Raw genomic sequence first — 25647 nt, 5'->3', positions numbered from 1 at the left:
CCCCTGCGGCCCCCGCCCTCCCGTCAGCTGCCGGAATTTCAAGAAGAAAGTGCCTGCAATCCTTTTCCGTTCCGGGGGGAATGCTCCTTTTTTCGGAGCAATCGCAGGCCGGCGCGCAGATCGAAGAACCCCTGATCGACTCGGTTCGCACGGCGCTGAGTTCAGCCATCGCCAGCCAGGCGCCGCCAGTGCCCGAATTTCGCGACACCGAAAGCCGCCTCGCCTACCTGCGCTGGCTGGGCGCCATGAGCGACCGGCTCAGGAAGAAAAAGCCGGAATGGCAGATCCGCAAGGAATTCCTGCAGACGGTCTGGTACGAAAGCAGACGCGCCGGCCTGGACGTGGCGCTGGTGCTGGGCCTGATCCAGGTCGAAAGCAACTTCCGTAAATTTGCGGTCAGCCGCGTCGGCGCCCGGGGTTACATGCAGGTCATGCCCTTCTGGACCCGGGTCATTGGCGACGGCGATCCCGGCAAGCTGTTTCACATGCAGACCAACCTGCGCTTTGGCTGCGTGATCCTGCGGCACTACCTGGACCGGGAAAAGGGCGACCTGTTCCTGGGCCTGGGCCGCTACAACGGCTCGCGCGGCAAGGCGCCCTACCCGGATGCGGTGCTGGGTGCGAGAAAACAGTGGGAACTCACGGCCTGAGCCCGACAACCCGACGGCAAGCCGGATTTACGAGTTAAAAGTTCCGCCAGCCCTTATTCAGAAAGCGCAGGCAGCTATCAATAACAGAGCACTTCAAGACCGCCTGTGAACGAACCGGTCAACCGGCGGCGTGCGTAGCGCCGGCAAACTGGCGCTCGGCTGCGAACCAGGACAGCACCGGCAGCGTGCCCGGCAACACCGGCTTGACCTCCACCGGCAAGCGCTGCCAGGCAAACAACTGGCCTTCGCGCATGTGCAGCTCGCCGCGCCAGTCGAAGACCTTGCAGAAGTTCAGCCGCACCAGCGCATGCGGATAGTCCACCAGCTCCACCTTCCAGGGCTGCACCGCGCCAATCGTGATGCCGATTTCCTCGTGAAGCTCGCGGCGCAGCGCCTGCTCCACCGTCTCGCCGGCCTCCAGCTTGCCGCCGGGGAACTCCCAGTAGCCCTCGTAGACCTTGCCCGGCGGGCGCGAGGTCAGCAGGAAGTCGCCGTCCGGCCGCAGCAACACACCCACGGCGACATCAACCACCTTGCGGTCGGCGCCGCCCTCGCGCGGGCGCTCGCCGTCGGCGATCAGCACACTCATGTTGCGTGATCAGCCGCCTGGTCGCCGGGGTCGGACGCCGCAACCGCGGCACCGGGTCGCTCGTAGGCGGCGATGGGCGCTGCGGCGGTGGGCCGCTGGTCACTGTCACGGCCGGCGTAGTCGCGGGCGAACTGGTAGGCCACGCGGCCGCTGCGTGAGCCGCGTTCCAGCGCCCAGACCAGCGATGCCGGTTTGGCCGCGGTGATCGCCTCCTGACCCACGCCAAACGACGACAACCACTGCGCAACGATGGTCAGGTATTCGTCCTGGCTGAACGGGTAGAAGCTGACCCACAGGCCGAAGCGTTCGGACAGCGAGATTTTTTCCTCGACCACCTCGCCGGGATGCACCTCGCCGTCCTCGCTGCGGCTGTAGGTCAGGTTCTCCGTCATGTACTCGGGCAGCAGGTGGCGCCGGTTGCTGGTCGCGTAAATCAGCACATTCGGCGTGGCCGCGGCGATGGAGCCGTCGAGGATGGACTTGAGCGCCTTGTAGCCGGGCTCGCCTTCCTCAAAACTCAGGTCGTCGCAAAACACGATGAATTTTTCGCTCAGGCCGGAGACCACGTCGACGATGTCGGGCAGGTCGGTCAGGTCGGTCTTGTCGACCTCGATCAGGCGCAGGCCGCGCGCCGAATAGGCGTTGAGGCAGGCCTTGATCAGCGAGGACTTGCCGGTGCCGCGGGCGCCGGTCAGCAGCACGTTGTTGGCGGGCTTGCCGAGCACGAACTGCTCGGTGTTGCGCCGGATCTTTTCCTTCTGGTCCTCGATTTCCTTGAGGTCCGCGAGGCGCATGTTGCCGATGTGGCGCACCGGCTCCAGCGCGCCATGGCCGGAGCTGCGCTTGCGGTAGCGGTAGGCGACCGAGGCGCTCCAGTCCGGCGCCGACAGCGGTTGCGGCAACACGGATTCAATGCGCGCCAGCAGGGATTCCGCACGCGCCATCAGGCGTTCAAATTTCTCGTTCATGTCGGTGGGGGCAGCACTCAGCTGCGGTAGTCGGCGTTGATCTTGACGTAGTCGTAGGACAGGTCACAGGTCCAGACCGTGTCAACGGCCTGGCCGCGGCCCAGCACCACGCGCACCGTGATTTCGCTTTGTTTCATCACGCGCTGGCCGTCGGCCTCGACATAGCCCGGATGCCGGCCGCCGTGTTGGGCCACCAGCACATCGTCCAGGTAAAGATCGATTTGTGTCTGGTCCAGATCGGCGATGCCGGCATAACCAACCGCCGCCAGGATGCGGCCGAGGTTGGGGTCGCTCGCAAAAAAGGCCGTCTTGACCAGCGGCGAATGCGCAATCGCGTAGGCCACCTGGCGGCACTCGGCGCCGGTCTTGCCGCCTTCGACGCGGATGGTGATGAACTTGGTCGCCCCCTCGCCGTCGCGCACAATCGCCTGCGCCAGCTTTTTTGCGATATCCAGCATGGCAGCCTTCAGGGCCTGGCCCTCGGGGCTGTCCAGCGCGGTGATGGGCGCATGCTTCGCGCGGTTCGTGGCCATCACGACAAAGGAGTCGTTGGTCGAGGTGTCGCCGTCCACGGTGACGCGGTTGAACGAGCCTTCGGCCAGCTCGCTGGCCAGCTGCGCCATCAGGCCTTGCGCCACACAGGCGTCGGTCGCCAGGAAACCCAGCATGGTGGCCATGTTGGGCCGTATCATGCCGGCGCCCTTGCTGATGCCGGTGATGGTCACGGGCACGCCACCCAGGGTGATGCGACTGGAAAAGGCCTTGGCCACGGTGTCCGTGGTCATGATGGCCTCGGCGGCCCGGCCCCAGTGGTCGGCTTGGGCATCGGCCAGTGCAGCGGGCAGGCCTGCGGCGATGCGGTCGTGCGGCAACGGTTCCATGATCACACCGGTGGAAAACGGCAGGATCTGCTCCGGCGCGACATTGAGCTCGCGCGCCAACGCAATGCAGCTGGCGTGCGCCCGGCTCAGGCCGTCTGCGCCGGTGCCGGCATTGGCATTGCCGGTGTTGATCAGCAACGCGCGTATGCCCAGGCTCTGACCGCCATTTCTGGCGAGGTGCTCGCGGCAAATCTGCACCGGTGCAGCACAGAAGCGGTTTTGCGTGAACACCGCCCCCACCGAGGCGCCCTCATCGAGCAGCAGCACCGACAGGTCCTTGCGGCCGACCTTGCGTATGCCCGCCTCGGCAATACCCCAGCGCACGCCGGGCACGGGATGGAGCTGGTCGGCAGGCGTGGCAAGCAGGTTCACAGGCATGTTGTCTTGGCTCCAGAAGCAGGCCGACGGGCGCAACTCAATTGAGTTTGCCGTGGCAGAGTTTGTATTTTTTTCCCGAGCCGCAAGGGCACGGGTCGTTGCGGCCCACGCGTGGCACGGCGCCGGCCGGCAAGGCCTGCTTGTAACGCAGCGATTCCTCGTCCACCGTGGTTTCCACCTCGCCGGTTTCGGTCGGCGCCGTGTAGGTCACGTTGGCGATCCGCTCGGCCCGGTCTTCCATCTCCTCGGCGGCCTGGCCGAGCTGCTCGCCCGACTGCACCTGGACCGTCATGAGCAATTTGGTGACTTCGTTTTTCACGCTGTCGAGCAGCTGACCGAACAGCTCGAAGGCTTCCCGCTTGTACTCCTGCTTGGGCTGCTTCTGGGCGTAGCCGCGCAGGTGGATGCCCTGGCGCAGGTAGTCGAGCGAGCTCAGGTGCTCGCGCCAGTGCGAGTCAATGCTCTGCAGCAGCACGATGCGCTCGAACTGGGTGAAGTTTTCCGCGCCGATTTTCTCGACCTTGTCGGCAAAGGCGGCATTGGCGGCGGCGGTCACCTTTTCCAGCAGGTCCTCGTCGGTGATCGCGCTGGCCGCCTGGACCTCGTCGTGCAGGGAGATCTCGATCTGCCATTCGTCGCGCAGCACTTTCTCCAGGCCCGCAATGTCCCACTGCTCTTCCACGCTTTCGGCCGGGATGTACTGGCGCACCAGGTCGGTGAAGCAGCCCTCGCGCAGGGAGGCAATCTGCCCTTCCAGGCTGGCCGCGTCCATGATGTCGTTGCGCTGCTGGTAAATCACCTTGCGCTGATCGTTGGCGACGTCATCGTATTCCAGCAGCTGCTTGCGGATGTCGAAGTTGCGTGCTTCTACCTTGCGCTGGGCAGACTCGATGCTGCGCGTCACGATGCCGGCCTCGATGGCCTCGCCGTCCGGCATCTTGAGCCGCTCCATGATGGCGCGGACCCGGTCGCCGGCAAAAATGCGCATCAGCGTATCGTCCAGGCTCAGGTAAAAGCGCGAGGAACCGGGGTCACCCTGGCGGCCCGAGCGGCCGCGCAGCTGGTTGTCGATGCGGCGGGACTCATGCCGCTCCGTCGCAATGATGCGCAGCCCGCCGAGCGCCTTGACCTGCTCGTGGTCCTGCGCCCACTGCGCGCGCAGGCGCGTGATCTCCGCCTCTTTGGCGCCGGCGTCCAGCGACTCGTCCGCCTCGACCGCCTCAACGAGTTTCTCCACGTTGCCGCCAAGCACGATGTCCGTGCCACGGCCGGCCATGTTGGTGGCGATCGTGATCATGCCGGGGCGGCCGGCCTGGGCCACGATGTCGGCTTCGCGTGCATGCTGCTTGGCGTTGAGCACCTGGTGCGGCAGCTTTTCCTTTTCCAGCAGCTGGTCGATGATTTCCGAGTTCTCAATCGACGTGGTGCCCACCAGCACCGGCTGGCCGCGTTCGTGGCATTCGCGGATGTCCTTGATGGCCGCCTCGTATTTTTCACGCGTGGTCTTGTACACGCGGTCGAGCTGGTCCTCGCGCCGGCTCGGCCGGTTCGGCGGGATCACCGTGGTCTCGAGTCCGTAGATTTCCTGGAACTCGTAGGCCTCGGTGTCGGCCGTGCCGGTCATGCCGGCCAGCTTGCCGTACAGGCGGAAGTAATTTTGGAAGGTGATCGACGCCAGGGTCTGGTTCTCGGCCTGGATCTCCACGCCCTCTTTCGCCTCGACGGCCTGGTGCAGGCCCTCGCTCCAGCGCCGACCCGACATCAGGCGGCCGGTGAACTCGTCGACGATCACGATTTCGCCGTCCTGCACCACATAGTGCTGGTCGCGGTGGTAGAGGTGGTTGGCACGCAGGGCCGCGTACAGGTGGTGCATCAGCGAAATGTTCGCCGGATCGTACAGCGTGGCGCCTTCGGGAATCAGGCCCAGGCTGAACAGGATGCGTTCGGCGTTTTCGTGGCCTTGCTCGGTCAAAAACACCTGATGGGTCTTTTCATCGAGGGTGAAGTCGCCGGGCTTGATGATGCCCTCGCCGGTACGCGGGTCGGCCTCGCCTTCCTGGCGCGTCAGCAGGGGAACCACCTTGTTGATGGCCAGGTACATCTCGGTATGGTCTTCGGCCTGGCCGCTGATGATCAGCGGCGTGCGGGCTTCGTCGATCAGGATCGAGTCCACCTCATCGACGATGGCGTAGTTCAGTCCGCGCTGAACGCGGTCGGCCACTTCGTAGACCATGTTGTCGCGCAGGTAGTCAAAACCGAATTCGTTGTTTGTTCCGTAGGTGATGTCGGCACGGTAGGCCTCCTGCTTCTCGGGGCGCTGCATGTTCGGCAGGTTGATGCCGACCGTCAGGCCCAGGAAGTTGTAGAGTTTGCCCATCCAGCGGGCATCGCGGTTGGCGAGGTAGTCGTTGACCGTGACCACATGCACGCCCTTGCCGGTCAGCGCATTGAGGTAGACCGGCAGCGTCGCCGTCAGGGTTTTGCCCTCGCCGGTTCCCATCTCGGAAATCTTGCCGTTGTGCAGCGACATGCCACCCAGCATCTGCACGTCGAAGTGGCGCATCTTCATGACACGCTTGCTGCCTTCCCGGACCACGGCAAAGGCTTCGGGGAGGATGTCATCCAGGGTCTCGCCCTTGGCCAGGCGGTCTATGAACTCCCGGGTCTTGGCACGCAGTTGCTCATCACCGAGGGCTTCCAGTTGCGCTTCCAGCGCATTGATCTGCTCGATGGATTTGCGGTAGGTTTTGAGCAGGCGGTCGTTGCGGCTGCCGAAGATTTTGGTCAGGATATTGGAAGCCATAAATGCGAGGCCGCGCTGACAGCTCCCATGAGCGGGCAGTGCGGCCGAAATCCTTATTGAGTATCGACTTAGGTGTGGGCGCTGCCAGCTGGTTTCAACTGCGCGCGAAGCGCCGATTTTACCTCTGCCGCGCCCTTACTTCGGCCGGACCGACTGAACGGACGGTCCCGGGGACGGCGGAACAGTGGCGAGCGCCATCGGCGCGGGCAGTTTCTGGCCCGCCGTCAGGAATTTCTGGGGATCCTGGAACACGCCCTGCACCATCACTTCAAAATGCAGGTGCGGCCCGGTCGAGCGACCGGTCGTGCCCACCTCGGCAATTTTCTGGCCCCGCTTGATCAGGTCGCCCTTTTTGACCATCACCCTGGACGCATGGCCATAACGGGACACCAGGTCGTTGCCGTGGTCGATTTCGACCATGTTGCCGTACGCCGGGTGGTATTCCTGCGTGACCACAACGCCACCCGCCGCGGCAAGAATCGACGTGCCGGGTTCTGCCGGAAAATCCAGCCCCGTGTGCAGCGCGGAGCGCCCGTTCAGCGGGTCAATCCGCCAGCCGAAGGCCGACCCCAGCACGCCACCCGCGACCGGCTGCTGGGTGGGCACCATCATTTTCTTGATCTTCTGGTCAAACAGCCTGGATTCCATCACGGTCATGAGGTCCACGCGCTGATCCGTCAATTTGTCGAGGTCGGCCAGGGTCGCCTGCAGCTCTTCCATGCTCAGCGAACGCCCTTCCACCAGCGCACCGCCGCGCCCGGGCTGGCTCCTGATCTCGCTGGGGTTGACACCTGCCAGGCCCGACACCCGCTCCCCGAGCGATTCGAGCTGCATCATCTTGGCCTGCATTTCGCCCAGGCGTTTGGCCATGGCGTCGAGGTTTTCCCGCATGAAGCGGTCCCGTTGTTCGAACTCGTCCTTGGCCACCAGTTTGACGAGGGCACCGATCACCGGCCAGCCTTCGCGCGCGCCCTTGAGGAAAACCCAGTGGTACATGCCCGCGGCCACCAGCATCAATGCCAGTGCCGCGACAAAACCCGCCACCACCAGCTTGGTTCCGCTCAGATAAATGGCACGGCTTTGCGCCAGCCAGGCATCCGTGATAATCAAATGCACGTGTTCGTCTCCTTCACAATCAGAGCCTGATAACCTTGAACTCCAGCCCCCGCCTTCACCAGGCCGTCACTTTCAGCCAGGCTGTCGAGAACTCGCCATCGCTGGCGCGGCTGGCCGGGCTTGTCCAGGAATCCAGCGACAGGCTCAGGGCTGTCGAGTCCCTGATTCCTGAAGCCTTGCGCCCCGCGATTCAGGCCGGTCCGATCGAAGACGGGGTATGGTGCCTGCTGGTCAGCAGCAATGCCGCTGCAGCCAAAGTACGCCAGTTGCTGCCCCTGATCCAGTCCCGCCTGATCGACAAAGGTTGGAAGGTTACCTCAATTCGGTTGAAGATACTAATCAGCCGAAAGTAGCAGGAAACCAGCCCCCGCACACGGCGAAGGCCTGACCTGCCTTGGGCAGGCTGCTATCAAACGGGTAGTTGGCCGCGCCCTTGGGCACATGACCGGGGCAGGAGAAAATGAATGGTGCCGCTTGTCGGATTCGAACTGACGACCTACCGCTTACAAGGCGGTTGCTCTACCAACTGAGCTAAAGCGGCACAAACTCTATTTTACTTGACGCGCGTGAGTGAAGGGCGCTTGCCTTGTTGCGGCTTGGGTGGTTCGGGCGGGTCCGGATCATCGTCGCGCGCCGAAGAGGTGTTGTTGGCTGGCACCAATTGTACGATCTTCGCTTCTGCCGCTGCAGACCGGTCCGCCTCCGTTGCGACAGGCTGCGCTTCCGCCTGAACCGGTGACTGGGAAACGCCCACCGACGGCCCTGCCGCCAGCGGAAACGCCATCCCCTGGCCATTTTCCCGGGCGTAAATGGCAATCACACGGCCAATCGGCACCATGATCTCGCGGGCACTTCCGGCAAAACGCGCCTTGAACTCGATGAAGTCGTTGCCCAGCTTGAGCGAGCTCGTGGCATCAAAACTGATGTTGAGCACGATCTCGTTGTTCTTGACGTATTCACGCGGCACCTGCACGGTTTCATCCACGGCCACCGCCACATAAGGCGTGAGTCCGTTGTCGGTACACCAGTCGTACAGCGCACGTATCAGGTACGGACGCGTGGAGGTGGAGTCCAGTGCGTTCATGAAATCAGCCACATTGCACTCGAACCTGCGCGGCATGTCCCTTCAAGCAGGGGCCGCGGAACCGGCTTAGCCGGGCCGCAGGCGCAGCGGCCCCCGAGGGGCTGGAGCCTGCGGCTCCAAACCTGCCCGCGCAGGTTTGGACAGGCGACAGAAGCGAAGCCTCCGGCGAGCGGCGGCCTGCAAGGCCTCGCAAAGCACACGCAGTGGCGAGCGTGGGGGCCATTACTTTCTCATGACCTTCTCGGACGGTGTCAGCGCCTCAATGTAGGCCGGGCGCGAGAAAATGCGCTCGGCATACTTGAGCAGGGGCGCGGCGTTCTTCGACAGGTCGATGTCGTAGTAGTCCAGGCGCCAGAGCAGCGGCGCAATCGCCACGTCGAGCATGGAGAAGTTGTCGCCCAGCATGAACTTGTTTTTCAGGAACACGGGGGCCAGCTGCGTCAGGCGGTCGCGGATGTGTGAGCGGGCCTTTTCGAGTGCCTTTTCGTTGCCCTTGGAAGCGCGTGCTTCCAGCGTGCTGACGTGGACGAACAGTTCTTTCTCGAAGTTGAGCAGGAACAGGCGAACCCGTGCACGGTCAACCGGGTCACCGGGCATCAGTTGCGGGTGCGGGAAACGCTCGTCGATGTACTCATTGATGATGTTCGACTCGTACAGAATCAGGTCACGCTCCACCAGAATCGGCACCTGGCCGTAAGGATTCATGACATTGATGTCTTCGGGCTTGTTGTACAAGTCCACATCGCGGATTTCGAAGTCCATGCCTTTTTCAAACAGCACAAAACGGCAGCGATGCGAAAACGGGCAGGTCGTGCCTGAATAAAGGACCATCATGGTTCGGAACTCCTAAATGCAAAGGAGTGGAACCGTTGAAGGCATCCACTCCAGAAGGTGCCGGGAAGCCAGCCCCGGCGAAAAAAATTACTTGATGTCTTTCCAGAACGCCGCGTTCAGGCGCCAGGCAACAAAAGTCAGACCCAGCAGAAACAGCAGCACCCAGGCACCCACCCTGACGCGGGTGTTCTGTGCAGGCTCAGCCATCCACTGCAGGTAGCCCACCAGGTCGCCCATGGCTTGGTCGTACTGCAGGTTCGTCATGGTGCCAGGTGTCACTTGCTGCCAGCCCTTGAAGACCGCCACCTTGTGGCCGTGCTCTTCCTTTTCATCGTACAGCGGCTTGCGCTCACCCGACAGTTCCCACAACACATGCGGCATGGCCACAGTGGGGAACGCCAGGTTGTTCCAGCCGGTGGCGGTGGTGTCGTCACGGTAATAGGTGCGCAGGTAGGTGTAGAGGTAGTCCGCACCCGTGCCGCCCGCGCCTGCGCGTGAACGCGCGATCACGGTCAGGTCAGGCGGGTTCGCGCCAAACCAGTCCTTGGCCTGCTTCGGGTCGATCGAGGCCTTCATGGTCTCGCCCACCTTGTCGGTGGCAAACAGCAGGTTGTCCTTGATCTGCTGCTCGGTCAGGCCGATGTCGCGCAGGCGGTTGTACCGCATGAACGCGGCGGAGTGGCAGTTCAGGCAGTAGTTGACGAACAGCTTGGCGCCGTTTTGCAGTGCGCCCAGGTCGTTGGTCTTGTTGGGCGCCTTGTCCCAGGCAATGCCCGTGGTTGCCGCGTGCGCGCCCGTCCCGGCCAGCGCCAGCACGACGGCAAAACCCAGAGCCAGTTGTTTCAGTGTCTTCATCATGTCAGGAGTCTCCGGCTCAATGGGCAGCAAAAGTCACGCGGTCAGGAACCGGCCGGAAAGTGCCCAGGCGGCTCCACCAGGGCATCAGCAGGAAGAAGCCGAAATAAAACAGCGTTCCGACCTGCGAGACACGCTCGTTGATCAATGAGGGGGGGTTGATGCCGAGGTAACCGAGCACCAGGAAGTTGACGACAAAAATGCCGTACAGCCACGAATGCCAGGTGGGCCGGTAACGGATCGATTTGGCGGCGCTGTTGTCAAGCCAGGGCAGGAAAAACAGGATGATGACCGCGCCGCCCATGACCACCACGCCCCAGAACTTGGCGTCGATCATCAGCATCGCTCCTATCAGCACCACGGCGGCGCCAACAATCACCAGCTTGAACAGCGCGGCGATTTTTGCCTTGAGCACACCCAGCACCGCACCCGCCAGCACGCAGGCAATCAGCGCATACATCATCTGGCTGGTGATGGCGCGCAGCATCGAGTAGTAGGGCGTGAAATACCAGACCGGGGCGATGTGCAGCGGCGTCTTCAATGGGTCGGCCGGGATGAAGTTGTTGTATTCGAGGAAATAACCGCCGGCCTCGGGTGCAAAGAAGATGATGGCCGAGAAGATCATCAGGAACACGCTGACCGCAAAGATGTCGTGCACCGTGTAGTAGGGATGGAAAGGAATGCCATCGAGCGGCTTGCCGGCGGCGTCTTTTTTCGCCTTGATTTCCACACCGTCGGGGTTGTTGGAGCCGACTTCATGCAGCGCGATCAGGTGCGCGACCACGAGACCCAGGAGCACCAGCGGCACGGCGATCACGTGGAAGGCGAAAAAGCGGTTCAACGTGGCGTCGCCGACCACGTAGTCGCCGCGGATCAGCAGGGCCAGATCGGGACCGATGAAGGGAATGGCGGCAAACAGGTTGACGATCACCTGGGCGCCCCAGTAGCTCATCTGACCCCATGGCAGCAGGTAACCCATGAAGGCCTCGGCCATCAGCGCCAGGAAAATCGCGCAGCCGAAAATCCAGATCAGCTCGCGTGGCTTGCGGTAGCTGCCGTAGAGCAGGCCGCGGAACATGTGCAGGTAGACCACGATAAAAAATGCCGATGCGCCTGTCGAGTGCATGTAGCGGATCAGCCAGCCCCAGGGCACGTCGCGCATGATGTATTCGACCGAGCCAAACGCCAGCGCGGCATCAGGCTTGTAATGCATGGTCAGGAAAATGCCGGTGACGATCTGGATGACCAGCACCAGCAGCGCGAGCGAGCCGAACACGTACCAGAAGTTGAAGTTCTTCGGTGCGTAGTATTCGCTCATGTGCTCTTTGTAGAGCTTGCTGGCCGGGAAGCGGTTGTCGACCCAGTTCATCAACCTGGCAGCAGCCGGCGCGTCGGGGGAAATTTCTTTGAATTCAGCCATAAGGGATCCTATTTGCTACTCGATGGGGGACTTGGCGGGCGCCACGCGGCGCCAACGGGTTGTCCAGCAAAGCTTCAGGCTTTTTTGTCCTCGCCAATCAGCAGCTTGGCATCTGACAGGTACATGTGAGGCGGCACTTCGAGGTTGTCCGGCGCCGGCTTGTTTTTGTAGACGCGGCCGGCGATGTCGAAGGTCGAACCGTGGCAGGCGCACAGAAAACCGCCCGCCCAGTCGTCAGGCAGCGATGGCTGGGCACCAGGGGTGAACTTGTCGCTGGGCGAGCAGCCCAGGTGGGTGCAGATACCGACAGCCACAAAATATTCGGGCTTGATGGAGCGGTTTTCGTTGCGGGCGTACTCGGGTGTGAGTTCGCCGGGCTTGCGCTCGGACTTCGGGTCGGCCAGCTGCGGGTCCAGCTTGGCCAGACCGGCCAGCTGCTCGGGCGTGCGCCTGACGATCCAGACCGGCTTGCCGCGCCATTCCACCGTGAGCTTCTCGCCAGGCTTCATGGTTGAAATATCAACTTCCACCGAAGCACCGGCGGCTTTTGCACGCTCGGAAGGCTGGAAAGTGCTGACAAAAGGCACGGCGACAGCGGCCACACCGGCACCGCCGACGGCGCAGGTGGTCACGATCCAGTTTCTTTTGTCTTTGTCAATCGGTGCGCCGGGCGGCACGTTAAGGCTTGCTTGGGTCATGGATGTCCTACAAGAACAGGGCTTGAAAAACTTGAAAGAGGGCTTATTGGGGTCAACCCGGGATTGTAACGGAGCGCGAATGGCATTTTCAAGCGGCCAGACCCATTCCGACAGCGCGGCTGCGACATCGGCCGGACCGGAGCGTGGCACCGTCGGAAGCTGGACCGTTACGCCCTTGCCTCGCCGCATGGGCACAATGACGGGTGTTTCGCAACCACACAAGGAGCATGTCATGGGAATGATGCAGGAATTCAAGGAATTTGCCGTCAAGGGCAGCGTCGTCGATCTGGCCGTGGGCGTGATCATAGGCGCCGCTTTTGCCAAGATTGTGGACTCGGTGGTCAGCGACCTGATCCTGCCGCTGGTCGGCGCGGTGATTGGCAAGCTCGACTTCTCGAATCTTTTTGTGGTCCTGGGCAGTGTGCCCGCGGGCACGGCCATGACGCTGGATGCCTTGAAGAAAGCGGGCGTGCCGGTGTTCGCCTACGGCAACTTCATCACGGTGGCGGTCAACTTCGCCATCCTGGCGTTCATCATCTTCCTGATGATCAAGCAGATCAATCGCCTGAAAAAGGAAACCCCGGCGGCACCCGCCGCCCCGCCCGAGGACGTGGTGCTGCTGCGCGAGATCCGCGACAGTCTGAAAAACCGCTGAACCCACACCTGGCGCAGAGAGTTGCTATTGAATTGGTAGCTTACTGCGCCCACCCCTTCCGGGCTGCAGGCGCTTTTTCCTTGAATTTTGGGGCAATGCAGCGGTTCAGGCCACCAACTGCCGCGCCATGCGAATGGCCGCCAGCAGGCTGGACGCATCGGCCCTGCCCGTGCCGGCGATGTCAAACGCCGTGCCGTGGTCCGGGCTGGTGCGCACCAGCGGCAGGCCCAGCGTGACATTGACGCCCTGCTCCACCCCCAGGTACTTGACCGGGATCAGGCCCTGGTCGTGGTACATCGCCACCACCACGTCGAACTCGCCGCCCTGCCCGGCCGGGGCGCGGGCCCTCATGAACACCGTGTCGGGGGCGAAGGGGCCGCTCACATCCAGCCCCTCTTCCCAGGCTCTGGCGATCGCTGGCGCAATGATGTCCACCTCTTCGCGGCCGAACAGGCCGCCCTCGCCGGCGTGCGGGTTCAGGCCGGCCACCGCGATGCGCGGCCGGCCGCCCGAGGCACTGCGCACCGCCTGGTGCGTGATGCGCAGGGTCTGCAGCACGTTGTCGAAAGTCACGGCGGCTATCGCCTCGCGCAGGGACAGGTGGATGCTGACCAGCACGGTCTTGAGTTCCTCGTTGGCCAGCATCATGCGCACCGGCAGCGCGGACACGTCCTTGCCGAGAAAAGCCGCGGCTTCGGCCTGCAGCAGCTCGGTATGGCCGGGAAAACGCGCAAACGCCGCCCCGGCGGCGGCCAGCGCCTCCTTGTGGATGGGCGCGGTGACCATCGCCGCGCATTCGCCGGCCAGGGTCGCCCGGACCGCCCAGACAATGCAGTCCGCCGCCGCCTTGCCAGCCAAAGCACTGATTTTCCCAAAAGGCACGGGCGCGGGAAGCTCACATTTTTGTAGCACGGGAATGCAGCGCGGCGGCACCGACTGCCAGTGGCTGGCCGCGTCGAGTTGGGCCACGGGCGAGGTCAGGGCCGGGCCGCCGCCCACCAGCTGCGCGGCGCGGCGCAGGCTCGCGACATCACCGACCACCACGCAGCCGGCCAGTTCGGCCGGCGCGTCGCGAAAGGCCTTGGCAATGATTTCCGGCCCGATCCCGGCCGGATCGCCCATGGTGATGGCCAGCGGCCGGTTTCTCAGGTCCTGCATGTCTTCCCCTGGCGGTCTGTACGTCTCATAATGGTTTGCATGGTGCTGGCTCACCACGGTGCCCACCAGCTGCTTGCCGGCCCACCTGACGGACAGGCAGCCGGCAAGGCCACTGAACAGGGGAAAGCGACGACATGCATCCTGCCGGTATTCTCGCGCAAACCCTGGCCTGCGCCCCCGCGCCGTGGCGGAAGGCGGCATGAACACGGCTGAAACCATCATCTGGAGCGCCGCCGCGGGATCGATTGGTCTGGTGGTCCTGCTCGGCGCGGCAGACGCGCTATTCAGCCGAAGCCGCGCCAGTGTGCAAAGCCTGATTTACCTCACGGCCTGCTGGCTGTTTTTCATGCTGCTCAGCGGTCTGGCGACAACCATGCTGCCAAGCCCCGATGCGTCCTGGCTGCATACCGCCCAGGTGCTGATCGGCCCCCTGTGCGGGGGCCTGGGCACTTACGGTGCAGGCCAGTGGCTGGCCGCCGCCCGGCGCGACCGCCTCACCGACCTCAGCTTTCGCGCTGTCAGCACCCTGTGCCTGGCGGGCGGACCGCTGTGCCTGCTGCTGGCACCAGGCCTGCAGTTGCCAGCTTCGGCGGGGCTGACCGTGCTGAGCCTGTCGGTGGCGTTGTGGCTGGCCGTGCGCGCGGCGCAGCAGGGCGACCGGCTCGCCTGGGGGCTGGCAGCCGGCTGTCTGCTGACGCTGCCGCTGCAGCTCGGCCTGTACCGGCTGGCGCTCAACACCAGCCGGCCCTCGGTCCTGCTGCAGGCCGGCGTGGCCCTGCTTGGCTTGCTCAGCGTCTCGGTGATTGGCGTGACCCTGTGGCTGCGCAACCACCAGGACCTGGAAATCCGCCATGCCGGCCAGTCGCGGCGCGACCCCACCACCCAGCTTTACAGCAGTGTCGTGCTGGTGCAGAAAATCCTGCGTGCGCAGCGCCGGCTGGCGCGCACCCGGCGCGACGGGGCGATCATGGCGGTGCGTGTGTTCGAGCCCGAGCGGCTGCTCGACCAGGTGGGCCAGCACGGCCTCAACGAGATTTACGCGCAGCTGGCGCGGCGCATGCAGCGCCACACCGGCGTCGTCAACCCCGCGGGGCGTTATTACGACCGCTGTTTTGTGGTGTTGATCGAAAGCCTGCATTCGCCCGGCTGGATACGCACCCTGGGGCTGCGCGTGGCCTCCAGCCTGCGGCGGCCGCTGGAGATCAGCGCGCTGAACGGCGAGCGCATCAGGATCAGTGCCGACATCAGCGTCGGCATGGTCCATCTGACAGGCGCGGGCCGGGACGTGGCCCAGCTGCTGCACGAGGCCGAGGAAATGGCTGCGGCCGCACGCGGCATGCGCTCACGCGCCGCCCTGCTCGACGAGATCAGCCGCCAGGCCGTGCCGGTGGAAAATGCCCAGCTCGGCGCGAGCTGGCATGCCATGCGCTCGGGACGGCCGCACCACGCACGCAACGGCCACGGCGCCCGGCCCCGCAGGACGCCGGCCTGACCGCACCCGGCGCTCAGGCCGGGTTGTCGATGTCGATAAACTCGTGCGCCAGCCCGAACTGCGCGGCCACGTGCGCCGCCACCGCGGGCGCGCCGTAACGCTCGGACGCATGGTGGCCGCAGGCGATGAAAGCCACGCCCATTTCGCGCGCGTAATGCGCCTGCGGCTCGGAGATCTCGCCGGTGATGAAGGCGTCGGCCCCGGCGGCAATCGCGTTCTCGAAGTAGCCCTGCGCGCCGCCACTGCACCATGCTATGTTTTTAATAGCTTCCGGCGCCCTGCCAACAAGGGTAACAGGCCGATTTAATGCATTTTTTACATGCAGCGCCAGGCTGTCGGCGCTGTCAAAGCCTTCGACGGCGCCGCTGCGCCCGCCCAGGAAACCCAGCTTGTTCTCGCCGAAATAACGCTCGGCCTTCAGCCCGAGCTGCAGGCCCAGCTGCGCGTTGTTGCCGAGCTCGGGGTGGGCGTCGAGCGGCAGGTGGTAGGCGTAGAGATTGATGTCGTGCGCCAGCAGCAGCGCCAGCCGCTGTTTCATCCAGCCGGTGACGCGTCCGTCCTGGCCGCGCCAGAACAGGCCATGGTGCACAAAAATCGCGTCGGCCTGCGCGGCAACCGCCGCTTCGATCAGCGCCAGGCTGGCGGTGACGCCGGAGACGATCTTGCGCACCTCCGCCTTGCCCTCGACCTGCAGACCGTTCGGCCCGTAGTCCTTGAAACCCTCGGGCTGCAGCAACTGGTCGAAAGCCGACAGCAGCAGCGCGCGCGGCGCAATGGCGGCGCTATCGGGATTCATGGCCGACAACCAGACGCAGCGCCGAAATTTCTTTTTCAGCCGGGGCCGCGGAACCGGCTTTGGCCTGTCCTGAGCCTGTCGAAGGGCCGGGTCGCAGGCGCAGCGCCCCCGAGGGGCTGGAGCCTGCGGCTCCAAACCTGCTTGAGCAGGTTTGGACAGGCGACAGAGGCGAAGCGTCTCGCGAGCCGCGGCCTGCAAGGCCTCGCGAACCACACGAAGTGGGGAGCGTGGGGGCTGATCTCAAGGCAGAAAACCCTCGATCGACAGGTAACGCTCGCCGGTGTCGTAGTTGAAGCCCAGCACGGTGCTGCCCGCTGCGATGCCGGGCAGCTTCTGGGCAATGGCCGCCAGCGTGGCGCCTGACGAAATGCCGACCAGCAGACCTTCTTCGGTCGCGCTGCGGCGGGCATAGTCCTTGGCGGCATCCCCTTCGACCTGGATCACGCCGTCCAGCAGGCTGGTTTTCAGGTTGGCCGGAATGAAGCCCGCACCTATGCCCTGGATCGGATGCGGCGAGGGTTTGCCGCCGCTGATGACCGGCGAGGCCGACGGTTCCACCGCATAAACCTTGGTGTTCGGAAATTTGCTCTTCAACACCTGCGCCACGCCGCTCAGGTGGCCGCCGGTGCCGACCCCGGTGATCAGGTAGTCCACGCCGTCCGGAAAGTCGGCCAGGATTTCTGCGGCCGTGGTGCGTACATGCACCTCGATGTTGGCCGGGTTTTCAAACTGCTGCGGCATCCAGGCGCCCGGTGTTTGCGCCACCAGCTCCCTGGCGCGGGCAATCGCGCCGTTCATGCCTTTTTCGCGCGGCGTCAGCTCGAAACTGGCGCCGTAGGCCAGCATCAGGCGGCGCCGCTCGATGCTCATGCTGTCAGGCATCACCAGCACCAGCGTGTAGCCCTTGACGGCCGCCACCATGGCCAGGCCCACGCCGGTGTTGCCCGAGGTCGGCTCGATGATGGTGCCGCCCGGCTTCAGCGCGCCCGACTGCTCGGCCGCTTCCACCATGGACAGCGCAATGCGGTCCTTGATGGAGCCGCCCGGGTTGCTGCGCTCGGACTTGATGTAGATCTGGTGGGTCTGGCAGGCCGCACCAAAAAGCCGGTTGATCCGGATGTGCGGTGTATGGCCGATGGTGGCGAGGACGCTGGCAGCTTTCATGGCGGAATTCCTTGTGTGTTGGCCCGGAACCGGAGCGATTGCGCGGACGCCGGGCTGCTGCAAATTATGGCCTCTCCCACCGCTGCGCGCAGGACATAGACCGCCGGCCGGCCGCGCCCCCTGCAAAGTGGGGGAAAATCGCAACTCTTGGTAATTCCCTGTCGGCCCCCAACTTTCCTGCCCAGCCGCTTTTTTTGTTTTTTCTGTCTTCCCGGCCGCTTCCTTCTGGACCCACCCATGCGCAAATTCTGGCTTCTGTTCTCCCAAACCGTGACGGTTTTCCTGGCCGCCTACTTTGTCGTGGCCACGCTCAAGCCCCAGTGGCTGAACCGGCCCGGCATGGGCGCGGTGGCGGTGATCGAGGCGCCAGCCGGCCTGCCGGGCGCCCCGGCACCGGCCGGCAGCTTTGCCGCGGCGGCCAAGTCGGCGTCGGCGGCGGTGGTCAGCATCAACACCAGCAAGGCGGCAGCACGCAACCCGAACATGGACGATCCCTGGTTCAAGTTCTTTTTTGGCGACCAGGGCGGGCAAAACGAACCGCAGGTCGGGCTGGGCAGCGGCGTGATCGTCAGCCCCAGCGGTTACATCCTGACCAACAACCACGTGGTCGAAGGGGCGGACGACATCGAAGTCATCCTCAACGACACGCGCAAGGCCAAGGCGAAAATCATAGGCACCGACCCTGAAACCGACCTGGCGATCCTGAAAATCGAACTCGACAAGCTGCCGGTCATCGTGCTCGGCAGCTCGGACACCCTGCAGGTCGGCGACCCGGTGCTGGCCATCGGCAACCCCTTCGGCGTCGGCCAGACCGTCACCAGCGGCATTGTCAGCGCGCTGGGCCGCAACCAGTTGGGCATCAACACCTTCGAGAACTTCATCCAGACCGACGCCGCCATCAACCCGGGCAATTCCGGCGGCGCGCTGGTCGACACCCAGGGCCGGCTGCTCGGCATCAACACCGCGATTTATTCGCGTTCGGGCGGCTCCATGGGCATCGGTTTTGCCATTCCGGTGTCCACCGGCAAGCAGGTGCTCGAAAGCATCGTGAAGGACGGCCAGGTCACGCGCGGCTGGATAGGCGTGGAGCCGCAGGACCTGAGCCCTGAGGTGGCCGAGACCTTTGGCATCAAGCCGGAGGCACTGGGCGCGGGCGGCGTGATCATCACCGGTGTGCTGCAAAACGGCCCGGCCGCGCAGGCCGGCATCGTGCCGGGCGACGTGATCACCACCGTGGCAGGCAAGCCGGTCCGCACCGTGACCGAACTGCTGAGCGCGGTGGCGGGCCTCAAGCCTGGCGTGGCGGCACCGCTGGGGGTCCTGCGCAAGGACAAGAAAACGGAAATCGCGGTGGTGCCAGGGACCCGGCAGCGGCCTAAAATCCAGCGTTAAAACGCCTCAACCGCTATTCATTCAGGAGCTGCCTGCGCCCTATAGGCAAGGGCTGCGGGCCTTTTTTACTCAGGGCTTGGCAGCTTCGGTGTCGCTGTCGGTGTCGGGTTTTTTGGTGTGTTTGGCGAACATCTGCGCGGCCACAATGCCGACCTCGTACAGACTGCCGACCACCAGCAGCAGGATGATCATCGAGCCCGCGTCGGGCGGCGTGACCAGCGCGGTGGCAATCGCGGCGATCACCCAGAAATAACCGCGGTATTCGCGCAGCTGCGCCACGGTGAGCACCCCCATGCGCACCAGCAGGATCACCGCGATCGGCACCTCAAACGCCAGGCCGAACGCCAGGAACATGCCGAGCACGAAGTTGAGGTATTCCTCGATATCCGGTGCGGCGGTGATCGACTTGGGCGCAAAGCTCTGGATGAAGCTGAAGACCTGGCCAAACACAAAATAGTAGGAAAAGGCCACACCGATAAAAAACAGCAAGGTGCTGGAGATGACCAGCGGCATCACCAGCTTTTTCTCGTGCGAATACAGGCCCGGGGCGACAAAGGCCCAGACCTGGTACAGCACCACCGGCAGCGCGATCATGAAAGCGGCCATGAAGAGGATCTTGATCGGCACTACAAACGGCGAAATCACGTTGGTGGCGATCAGCGTGGCGCCCTTGGGCAGGGCTGCCACCAGCGGCGCCGCGAGCAGGTCGTACAGCGCGCCGGGGCCGGGGTACAGCGCCAGCAGGGCGGCACAGACGCCAATGGCGATGACCACCTTGATCATCCGGTCGCGCAGCTCCATCAGGTGCTGCACGAAAGGCTGCTCGGTGCCCGCGAGTTCGTCGGGCTTGTCGGTGTTGGGGTCGCTCATGAGGGGTGTTTGCGCTGATGGGGTGGCGCCGGGAGGAGCGCGGGGAAAGAAAGATCAGGCATTGCGCCCGGAGGAAGAGCCGGAGCGGGGACGATAACGTGCCACACGGGCCGCGCCCGACAGTGCGCGCGTGCGTGTGCCGGAGCGGGCCTTGTACCACTGCGGCGTGGCGCCCTGCTTGAGGCGCCAGTTCTTTTTCGGGTGTTTGTACTCGGGAAAACTGATCATGCCGGGCAGCTCGTCGCTGGCGGCCGTGCCGGTGGTTTCGGCCCATGATTTCTCGAAATCGCTGGCGTTGGTCTGGATGGAGTTTTCGACGTCGCGCGCGGCGCCCTCCATCGTTTCCTTCATTTTCTTGAGCTCGTCGAGCTCCATCGAGCGGTTGACTTCCTGCTTGACGTCGGCCACGTAACGCTGCGCCTTGCCCAGCAGGGTGCCCACCGTGCGCGCCAGGCGCGGCAGTTTTTCCGGGCCGATCACGATCAGGGCCACAGCGCCTATCAATGCGATTTTTGAAATGCCTAGATCAATCAATGCCGTTCAGCCCGGTAGACCGCCAAGAGGAAAACACTGCGCGTCAAGACTTCTGCTTGGCTTCCACGTCGATCGTGGCTTTGTCGGTGGTCTGGGCGTGGCTGACCTGGCCGGGCGGGGTGTCCTTGGCATCGGCGGCGCTTTGACCGCCTTCTTTCATGCCGTCCTTGAAGCCCTTGACGGCGCCACCGAGGTCGCCGCCCATGTTTTTGAGCTTTTTGGTGCCGAACACCATCACGACGATCAACAGCACGATCAGCCAGTGCCAAATGGAAAATGAGCCCATGGTTCTCTCCTAAACTTTAATTGCAAGCTTGCACAACATTGTGTCCATTCTAAAGGCCTTGTCAGGGGGATGGACGGGAATGACCCCCATTGACCACCCTGGCAACACGCCTGCCTTAATTGGGGCCCGGTCCGGCGGCTGCAAGTGGGCATTTACCCTTCCAACGAACGGAGGGCTCTTTAAGTCAACCGGGGCCGCGGAACCGGCCTCGGCCTGTCCTGAGCCTGTCGAAGGGCCGGTCCGCAGGCGCAGCGCCCCCTCGGGGGGCAGCGACCCGCGCAGCGGCGGAGCGTGGGGGCTAACCTTTTAACCAGGGCCGCGGGCCGCCCATCACGTGGATGTGCAGGTGGTGCACTTCCTGCCCGCCTTCCGCGCCAGTGTTGCTCACCATGCGGAAGCCGCCGTCGGGGTAGGGGTTGCAGCCCTGCGCCACTGCAAGCTGGGGGGCCAGCACCATCATGCGGCCCAGCAGGGCCGCATGTTCAGGCCCGACCTGCGCCAGCGACGCAATGTGCACCTTCGGGATCATCAGGAAATGCACCGGCGCCCAGGGGTTGATGTCGTGGAAAACGAAAATCTCGTCGTCTTCATAGACCTTGCGGCTGGGGATCTGACCGGCGGCAATCTTGCAGAAAATGCAGTTATCGGGGGCATGTGTACTGGACGGGCTCATGGAAGGCTCTTGCGGGAAAGGGGTCAGAGGGAGGACACGCTGCGCGCAGGCCGGTGGCTGTTGAAACGCATCCAGCCGCGCACGCAGCGGTACAGGTACCAGAGCCAGACGATGCCGTAGGCAATGGCGCCCGGCAGGACCAGCAGCAGCCACAGCGGCGACAGCAGGACCAGCCACATCAGTGTCCACCAGAAGGTCTGGATCATGTAGTTGTGGTGGTCGATGTACAGCGCGTCGGACTCTTCGCCACGCCGGATGTAGTTGACGATCAGCGCAATCACCGCAAAAACGCCGCCGCTGAACCAGGCCAGCGTGTGCAGGCCGTAGAGCACATGCATGACGACGCGGTCGTTGGGGTTTTTGGTGTCGAATTCGGCCAGGTCGGTCTCGCTCATGGTTTCCCTTTCTTGCTTCGTTTTATTTTTCCGTCGCTTCGCGGGCCTGCACCTTGCGCAGGGCTTTTTCCTCGATGCCGCTGGTGCCTTCGCGGCGCTCCAGCTCGGCAATCACGTCGGCCGGCGACAGGCCGTAATGCGCCAGCGCGATCAGGCTGTGAAACCACAGGTCGGCGACTTCGCCGACCAGCCGGGCGCTGAGTTCGGGCGTGGCACCGCCGTGGTCCATGTCCTTGGCGGCCATCACGGTCTCCGTGGCCTCTTCGCCGATTTTCTTCAGGAAGGCGTCCGGCCCCTGGTGCAGCAGACGCGCCACGTAGCTGGTTTGCGGGTCGCCGCCGCGGGCCGGCTTGCGGCTTTCGATGATTTGCGCGAGGCGCTGCAGGGAGTCGTTGGAAGTCATGGATTACTTCTCACTTGTAAATGGTTGTCGGGTCTTTGAGGACCGGCTCGGTCACCACCCATCGCCCGCCTTTGTAAACGCTGAAAAAGCAGCTGTGGCGCCCGGTGTGGCAGGCAATGCCGGGTTCATGGCCGAGCTGCGTGACCTTCAGCAAAATCACGTCGTTGTCGCAGTCCAGCCGGATCTCGTGCACGGTCTGCAGGTGGCCGGACTCCTCGCCCTTGTGCCACAGGCGCCCGCGCGAACGGCTGAAATACACGGCCTGGCCAAGTTCGGCGGTCTTCTGCAGCGCCTCGCGGTTCATCCAGGCGAACATCAGCACGTCGCCGCTGGACGCTTCCTGCGCGATGACCGGGATCAGGCCCTTGTCGTCCCATTGGATGTCGTCTAACCAATTTTGAGTCATGCGCCAATTGTCATGGATTTGGAGAGGCTTCAGAGATTTCCCAAGCCAGGATATCGCTGGACCGGCTCCGCTGGACCGCAGATATCGACCCAGCAGGGGGAAGGCGCTACACGCAGTGAGCGTCCGACGGGGGTTACAACCGTACCGGAATGCCGCGGGCCGCCATGTGCTGCTTGGCCTGTTGCACCGTGTATTCGCCGTAATGGAAGATGCTGGCGGCCAGCACGGCGTCGGCGCCGCCGAGCTGGATGCCGTCGGCCAGGTGGTCGAGGTTGCCGACGCCGCCGGAGGCGATCACCGGCACGCTGACCGCGTCGCTGACGGCGCGGGTCAAGGCCAGGTCGAAGCCGGACTTGGTGCCGTCGCGGTCCATGCTGGTCAGCAGGATTTCGCCGGCGCCGCGCCGGGCCATCTCGGTCGCCCAGGCCACCGCATCCAGCCCGGTGTTCTTGCGGCCACCGTGGCTGTACACGTCCCAGCCCGGACCGCGTGTGAGCGCCTCGTCGTCGGAGCGGCGTTTGGCGTCGATGGCCACCACGATGCACTGCGCGCCGTATTTGCCGGAGGCGTCTTCAATCACCTGCGGATTGGCCAGCGCGGCCGAATTGAAACTGGTCTTGTCGGCCCCGGCGTTGAGCAGCCGGCGCACGTCGTCCACGGTGCGCACGCCGCCGCCCACCGTCAGCGGAATGAACACCTGCGAGGCCACCGCCTCGATGATGTGCAGGATCAGGTCGCGCCCGTCGCTGGTGGCCGTGATGTCCAGGAAGGTCAGCTCGTCGGCGCCCTGCTCGTTGTAACGCGCGGCAATTTCCACCGGGTCGCCAGCGTCGCGCAGCTCGACAAAGTTGACCCCCTTGACCACGCGGCCGCCGGTCACATCAAGACAAGGAATGATTCGTTTAGCGAGCATGCTGATCGATGGATAAGGGCTGTCGATCAGCCGTTCAACTCATCCGCTCTGGTCTGGGCCGCGGCAAAGTCCAGGTCGCCGCTGTAAATCGAGCGGCCGCAGATCACGCCTTCGACGCCTTCGTCTTCCACCGCGCACAGCGCCTCGATGTCGGCCATGTTGGACAGGCCGCCCGAGGCGATCACGGGAATCGTCAGCGCCTGCGCGAGCTTGACGGTGGCCTCGATGTTGATGCCGGTGAGCATGCCGTCTCGGCCGATGTCGGTGTAGATGATGGATTCGACGCCGTAGTCCTGGAATTTTTTGCCCAGGTCTACCACTTCATGGCCGGTCATCTTGCTCCAGCCGTCGGTGGCGACCTTGCCGTCCTTGGCGTCGAGCCCGACGATGATGTGGCCGCCAAAAGCCGTGCAGGCGTCCTGCAGGAAGCCGGGGTTTTTCACCGCCGCCGTGCCGATGATCACGTAGCGCAGGCCGGAGTCGAGGTAACGCTCGATGGTGTCCAGGTCGCGGATGCCGCCGCCCAGCTGCACGTCGATTTCGCTGCCCACTTCGGCCAGGATCTTGCGGATGGCCGCTTCGTTTTTCGGTTTGCCGGCAAAGGCCCCGTTCAGGTCCACCAGGTGCAGGCGGCGCGCGCCCTTGTCGACCCAGTTGCGCGCCATGGCGGCCGGGTCTTCGCTGAAGATGGTGGACTGGTCCATATCGCCCTGTTTGAGGCGCACACAATGGCCGTCTTTCAAGTCAATCGCGGGGATGAGTAGCATGGGCAATGAGGCAACGGTGGATGAAAGTAAGACGTGAGGAAAGCGGTGCTGCAGGGATGGGCTGGGACGGGGGCAGGCATGCCGGGTAGTGAGTCAGGGATTCCAGTGCAGGAAGTTGCGGTACAGGGCCAGCCCCTGGTCTGCGCTTTTTTCGGGGTGAAACTGGGTGGCGAAAATATTATCGCGCGCAACCACCGCCGTGAAGCGCGCGCCGTAGTCGGCCTCGCCCGCGGTGTGGCGCGCATCCGACGGGCGCGCGTAAAAGCTGTGCACGAAATAAAACCAGGAGCCATCGGGGATACCCGCCCACAAGGGATGGACCGGCACCGACTGGTAGACCTGGTTCCAGCCCATTTGCGGCACCTTGTAGCGGCTGCCGTCGGGCTGCAGCCGGCCGGCCAGGTCAAACTTGAGCACCTCGCCCGGAATCAGGCCCAGGCCGCGCGTGCCTTCGCCGCCCCGTCCTTCCGCGCTGTGGTCCAGCAGCATCTGCATGCCGACACAGACGCCGAACAGCGGTTTGCTGGCGGCCGCCTGCAGCACCGCCTCCAGCATGCCCGAGGCCTGCAGTTCGTGCATGCAGTCGGCAATCGCGCCCTGGCCGGGCAGCACGACGCGGTCGGCGTCCAGCACGTCCTGCGCGCTGGAGGTCACGACCACCTCGAAACCGCTGTCGGCCGTGACATGCTGGACCGCCTGCGACACCGAGCGCAGGTTGCCCATGCCGTAGTCCACCACCGCGATTTTCTTGAATTTGGCCATCAGGACGGAAGTTTGCTACTGTTTTTATAGCTGTCTGCGCAAGTACAGCAAAGGCTGGAGGGCAAAAACATATAAGAATCAGCCTACAGCGAGCCTTTGGTCGAGGGAATCACGCCCACCGACCGGGGATCGATCTCCAGCGCCATGCGCAGGGCACGGGCAAAGGCCTTGAAGACGGTTTCGGCCTGGTGGTGCGCGTTGTCGCCCTTGAGGTTGTCAATGTGCAGGGTCACAAAGGCGTGGTTCACAAAGCCCTGGAAGAACTCGTAAGCCAGCTGGCTGTCGAAGGTGCCGATCATGCCGCTCTTGAAAGGCACATGCATGTCCAGCCCGGGCCGGCCTGAAAAGTCGATGACCACGCGCGACAGCGCCTCGTCCAGCGGCACATAGGCGTGGCCGTAGCGGCGCAGGCCCTTCTTGTCGCCGACGGCCTGCGCCACGGCCTGCCCCAGGGTGATGCCCACGTCTTCCACCGTGTGGTGGCCGTCGATGTGCAGGTCCCCCTTGGCCTGGATGTCCAGGTCAATCAGGCCATGCCTGGCGATCTGGTCCAGCATGTGGTCGAAAAAACCGATGCCGGTGGACAGCCTGGCCTGGCCGGTGCCGTCGAGGTTGAGCTTGACGGTGATCTGGGTTTCGGCGGTGTTGCGCGAGACTTCGGCCGTTCTCGGGGCAAGGGTCGCCATGGCGGTGGCGGTGGGGGTG

Annotated in this window: 29 protein-coding genes and 1 tRNA gene; 5 read left to right on the top strand and 25 right to left on the bottom strand. The window is 64.0% G+C overall.

Annotated elements, in window-relative coordinates; translation table 11 throughout:
• The first annotated feature begins 53 nt into the window (after positions 1-53).
• The gene (locus B7G52_RS20920; RefSeq protein WP_240523564.1) at positions 54-650 is read left to right on the top strand and encodes a lytic transglycosylase domain-containing protein; all 597 of its coding nucleotides are present in this window, start codon (positions 54-56) and stop codon (positions 648-650) included.
• 118 nt (positions 651-768) lie between these two features.
• On the opposite strand, the gene B7G52_RS20915 is transcribed toward B7G52_RS20920, so the two are convergent.
• From B7G52_RS20915 to B7G52_RS20895, 5 genes are all read right to left on the bottom strand, one after another.
• Positions 769-1239, bottom strand: a complete 471-nt coding sequence (locus tag B7G52_RS20915) for an NUDIX domain-containing protein (protein WP_096699606.1) — start codon at positions 1237-1239, stop codon at positions 769-771.
• Positions 1236-2207 (bottom strand): ATP-binding protein, encoded by a 972-nt coding sequence (locus B7G52_RS20910; RefSeq protein WP_096699605.1) that lies wholly within the window; start codon positions 2205-2207, stop codon positions 1236-1238. The genes B7G52_RS20915 and B7G52_RS20910 overlap by 4 nt, the downstream gene beginning before the upstream one ends.
• A 17-nt stretch (positions 2208-2224) precedes the next feature.
• Positions 2225-3466, bottom strand: coding sequence for a bifunctional glutamate N-acetyltransferase/amino-acid acetyltransferase ArgJ (gene argJ, locus B7G52_RS20905; RefSeq protein WP_096699612.1), 1242 nt, complete (start codon positions 3464-3466; stop codon positions 2225-2227).
• A gap of 37 nt (positions 3467-3503) precedes the next feature.
• Positions 3504-6269: a preprotein translocase subunit SecA gene (gene secA / locus B7G52_RS20900; protein ID WP_096699604.1), complete on the bottom strand. Its 2766-nt coding sequence runs from the start codon at positions 6267-6269 to the stop codon at positions 3504-3506.
• Between the two features lie 135 nt (positions 6270-6404).
• On the bottom strand, positions 6405-7385 hold the full coding sequence (locus B7G52_RS20895; protein WP_096699603.1) for a M23 family metallopeptidase: 981 nt from the start codon (positions 7383-7385) through the stop codon (positions 6405-6407).
• 35 nt (positions 7386-7420) lie between these two features.
• Here B7G52_RS20895 and B7G52_RS20890 point away from each other — a divergent pair, with 35 nt between their 5' ends.
• Positions 7421-7738 (top strand): hypothetical protein, encoded by a 318-nt coding sequence (locus B7G52_RS20890; RefSeq protein ID WP_096699602.1) that lies wholly within the window; start codon positions 7421-7423, stop codon positions 7736-7738.
• 112 nt (positions 7739-7850) lie between these two features.
• Here the strand turns inward: B7G52_RS20890 and B7G52_RS20885 are convergent.
• From B7G52_RS20885 to petA, 6 genes are all read right to left on the bottom strand, one after another.
• Positions 7851-7926, bottom strand: a tRNA-Thr gene (locus B7G52_RS20885).
• A gap of 12 nt (positions 7927-7938) precedes the next feature.
• On the bottom strand, positions 7939-8469 hold the full coding sequence (locus B7G52_RS20880; protein ID WP_096699611.1) for a ClpXP protease specificity-enhancing factor: 531 nt from the start codon (positions 8467-8469) through the stop codon (positions 7939-7941).
• Positions 8470-8691: 222 nt separating this feature from the next.
• Positions 8692-9303, bottom strand: a complete 612-nt coding sequence (locus B7G52_RS20875) for a glutathione S-transferase N-terminal domain-containing protein (protein ID WP_096667159.1) — start codon at positions 9301-9303, stop codon at positions 8692-8694.
• 87 nt (positions 9304-9390) lie between these two features.
• Positions 9391-10158, bottom strand: a complete 768-nt coding sequence (locus B7G52_RS20870; protein ID WP_096699610.1) for a cytochrome c1 — start codon at positions 10156-10158, stop codon at positions 9391-9393.
• A 19-nt stretch (positions 10159-10177) separates the two neighbouring features.
• Entirely contained in the window at positions 10178-11578 is a 1401-nt protein-coding gene (locus B7G52_RS20865) for a cytochrome bc complex cytochrome b subunit (protein WP_170954831.1), read from the bottom strand.
• Between the two features lie 74 nt (positions 11579-11652).
• Positions 11653-12276: a ubiquinol-cytochrome c reductase iron-sulfur subunit gene (gene petA / locus B7G52_RS20860; RefSeq protein WP_096699600.1), complete on the bottom strand. Its 624-nt coding sequence runs from the start codon at positions 12274-12276 to the stop codon at positions 11653-11655.
• Positions 12277-12508: 232 nt separating this feature from the next.
• Here petA and mscL point away from each other — a divergent pair, with 232 nt between their 5' ends.
• Entirely contained in the window at positions 12509-12931 is a 423-nt protein-coding gene (gene mscL / locus B7G52_RS20855) for a large conductance mechanosensitive channel protein MscL (RefSeq protein WP_096699609.1), read from the top strand.
• A gap of 105 nt (positions 12932-13036) precedes the next feature.
• Here the strand turns inward: mscL and pdxA are convergent, their stop codons facing one another.
• Positions 13037-14089, bottom strand: coding sequence for a 4-hydroxythreonine-4-phosphate dehydrogenase PdxA (gene pdxA, locus B7G52_RS20850; protein WP_096699599.1), 1053 nt, complete (start codon positions 14087-14089; stop codon positions 13037-13039).
• Between the two features lie 199 nt (positions 14090-14288).
• Between pdxA and B7G52_RS20845 the strand changes: the two genes are divergently transcribed.
• Entirely contained in the window at positions 14289-15581 is a 1293-nt protein-coding gene (locus tag B7G52_RS20845) for a GGDEF domain-containing protein (protein ID WP_141397517.1), read from the top strand.
• 13 nt (positions 15582-15594) lie between these two features.
• Here the strand turns inward: B7G52_RS20845 and B7G52_RS20840 are convergent, their stop codons facing one another.
• Together B7G52_RS20840 and cysK are read right to left on the bottom strand one after the other, a co-directional pair.
• Entirely contained in the window at positions 15595-16377 is a 783-nt protein-coding gene (locus tag B7G52_RS20840) for a Nif3-like dinuclear metal center hexameric protein (RefSeq protein ID WP_096699597.1), read from the bottom strand.
• 240 nt (positions 16378-16617) lie between these two features.
• On the bottom strand, positions 16618-17541 hold the full coding sequence (gene cysK, locus B7G52_RS20830; protein WP_096699595.1) for a cysteine synthase A: 924 nt from the start codon (positions 17539-17541) through the stop codon (positions 16618-16620).
• Between the two features lie 237 nt (positions 17542-17778).
• Between cysK and B7G52_RS20825 the strand changes: the two genes are divergently transcribed.
• Complete coding sequence (locus B7G52_RS20825; RefSeq protein ID WP_096667143.1) at positions 17779-18933, top strand: S1C family serine protease; 1155 nt, start codon at positions 17779-17781, stop codon at positions 18931-18933.
• Positions 18934-19002: 69 nt separating this feature from the next.
• Here the strand turns inward: B7G52_RS20825 and tatC are convergent, their stop codons facing one another.
• From tatC to hisB, 11 genes are all read right to left on the bottom strand, one after another.
• Entirely contained in the window at positions 19003-19803 is an 801-nt protein-coding gene (gene tatC / locus B7G52_RS20820) for a twin-arginine translocase subunit TatC (RefSeq protein ID WP_096667141.1), read from the bottom strand.
• 54 nt (positions 19804-19857) lie between these two features.
• Positions 19858-20337, bottom strand: a complete 480-nt coding sequence (gene tatB, locus B7G52_RS20815; protein WP_096699594.1) for a Sec-independent protein translocase protein TatB — start codon at positions 20335-20337, stop codon at positions 19858-19860.
• A gap of 43 nt (positions 20338-20380) precedes the next feature.
• Positions 20381-20623, bottom strand: a complete 243-nt coding sequence (gene tatA / locus B7G52_RS20810) for a Sec-independent protein translocase subunit TatA (protein WP_096699593.1) — start codon at positions 20621-20623, stop codon at positions 20381-20383.
• Positions 20624-20921: 298 nt separating this feature from the next.
• Positions 20922-21296 carry a histidine triad nucleotide-binding protein gene (locus tag B7G52_RS20805; protein ID WP_096699592.1) on the bottom strand — a complete coding sequence of 125 codons (375 nt, stop codon included), beginning with the start codon at positions 21294-21296 and terminating at the stop codon, positions 20922-20924.
• 23 nt (positions 21297-21319) lie between these two features.
• Positions 21320-21691, bottom strand: a complete 372-nt coding sequence (locus B7G52_RS20800) for a hypothetical protein (RefSeq protein ID WP_096699591.1) — start codon at positions 21689-21691, stop codon at positions 21320-21322.
• Positions 21692-21713: 22 nt separating this feature from the next.
• Entirely contained in the window at positions 21714-22094 is a 381-nt protein-coding gene (locus tag B7G52_RS20795; RefSeq protein ID WP_096699590.1) for a phosphoribosyl-ATP diphosphatase, read from the bottom strand.
• A 10-nt stretch (positions 22095-22104) separates the two neighbouring features.
• Complete coding sequence (gene hisI / locus B7G52_RS20790; RefSeq protein WP_096699589.1) at positions 22105-22500, bottom strand: phosphoribosyl-AMP cyclohydrolase; 396 nt, start codon at positions 22498-22500, stop codon at positions 22105-22107.
• 133 nt (positions 22501-22633) lie between these two features.
• On the bottom strand, positions 22634-23413 hold the full coding sequence (gene hisF, locus B7G52_RS20785; RefSeq protein ID WP_096699588.1) for an imidazole glycerol phosphate synthase subunit HisF: 780 nt from the start codon (positions 23411-23413) through the stop codon (positions 22634-22636).
• A 26-nt stretch (positions 23414-23439) separates the two neighbouring features.
• A complete protein-coding gene (gene hisA / locus B7G52_RS20780; RefSeq protein WP_096699587.1) occupies positions 23440-24180 on the bottom strand; it encodes a 1-(5-phosphoribosyl)-5-[(5-phosphoribosylamino)methylideneamino]imidazole-4-carboxamide isomerase in 741 nt (246 codons plus the stop codon).
• 93 nt (positions 24181-24273) lie between these two features.
• Positions 24274-24942 carry an imidazole glycerol phosphate synthase subunit HisH gene (hisH, locus tag B7G52_RS20775; RefSeq protein ID WP_170954830.1) on the bottom strand — a complete coding sequence of 223 codons (669 nt, stop codon included), beginning with the start codon at positions 24940-24942 and terminating at the stop codon, positions 24274-24276.
• An 83-nt stretch (positions 24943-25025) separates the two neighbouring features.
• On the bottom strand, positions 25026-25628 hold the full coding sequence (hisB, locus tag B7G52_RS20770; RefSeq protein WP_096699608.1) for an imidazoleglycerol-phosphate dehydratase HisB: 603 nt from the start codon (positions 25626-25628) through the stop codon (positions 25026-25028).
• Positions 25629-25647 lie beyond the last annotated feature (19 nt).

Origin of the sequence: Polaromonas sp. AER18D-145, from assembly GCF_002379095.1 — a bacterium.
In the GTDB taxonomy this organism is placed as follows: domain Bacteria; phylum Pseudomonadota; class Gammaproteobacteria; order Burkholderiales; family Burkholderiaceae_C; genus Polaromonas.
The sequence above is the reverse complement of the archived record's forward strand: the minus strand, read 5'-3'. Positions and strand labels throughout refer to the sequence as shown.